The organism is Actinospineispora acaciae DSM 45401 (assembly GCF_000620785.1).
GTDB classification, from domain to species: Bacteria; Actinomycetota; Actinomycetes; order Mycobacteriales; family Pseudonocardiaceae; genus Pseudonocardia; species Pseudonocardia acaciae.
The window spans coordinates 1-1,085 of the sequence record NZ_JIAI01000095.1 but is presented as its reverse complement, the minus strand read 5'-3'; the positions used below and the strand labels follow the sequence as shown (position 1 = coordinate 1,085).

Here is a 1,085-nt window from a genome sequence, read left to right as displayed (position 1 = left end):
CAACTGGTCGCCTACGGCAACGGCGGCGGACAGTGCACCGGCCCCTCCTGCGGCGGCGGACCCAAGTGGAACGACCCGGCACAGGGCGGCAACGCGTTCGCCGGCCAGAGCCAGAACAACACCGGCGGCGGCGTCCTCGACTGGGCCTCGGGCCTGCTCGGCCTGAACAACAACACCCCCGAGCAGCCTTCGAGCAAGCCGACCATCGCACCCGGCGAACCAAGCCCGGGCGGCGGCGGAATCGCCGGATGGGCCAACAACCTCGTCAAAGACCTGACCAAAACCATCACCGACGCCCTGGGCAAGCTCGGCGGCGGGAGTGGCAACAAGCCGCCGGTCAACCAGCCCGACCAGCCCGACGCACCCGATGCACCGGACTCGCCCGACAAGCCCGACCAGGCCGGCAAGCCGGACAAGGGCAAGCACGACAAGCACGAGGGCAAGCACGACAAGGGCAGCAAGCACGACGAGAAGTCCGGCAAGCACGACGACAAGGCCGGCAAGCCTGACAAGGCGGGCAAGCCCGACAAGGCCGGTAAGCACGACGACCAGGCCAGTGGTTCGAAGCTGGACCGCAAGGGTCTGGGCGCCTGGGCCTCCCAGCTGGTCAAGGACCTCACCACGACCATCAAGGACGCCCTCGGCAAGCTCGGCATCGGCGACAGCGGCAAGAAGCCCGACGACCCGAGCAAGCCCCGCCCGCTCGCCCAGCCCGACGCCCCGGACGCACCCGATGCGCCCGACGCACCCGACCAGGCGAGCAACGCCCAGCTAGCCGGCAATGCCACGCCCACGGCCCAGCCGGCCAGCCAGACCCAGAACCAGGCCCAGGCCGTCCCGGACTCCGGCAACGGCCAAGCCCCCCGCGCCGACCAGCCCAACCAGGCGGTCCTCAACGGCGGCGGCGGCAGCGGTGGTTCCAGCTCAGGCCAGGGCGGACAGCGCACCCGGACCAGCGGCGCCCAGAACGTCGCCCGGTTCGCCTCCAACCTCAACACCCGGGTCCGCCAGGCGATCGGCCGCACCGCCGACACCGCCGCGTCCCAGGGTCACGAACAGCGCATGGGCTGGCTGGCCTCCGCCCA

1 pseudogene is annotated in these 1,085 nt (G+C 71.4%); it reads left to right on the top strand.

Annotation, left to right across the window (positions count from 1 at the left end):
* Window positions 1-1,085: pseudogene (locus tag N912_RS65015) on the top strand (hypothetical protein); the annotation flags it as partial.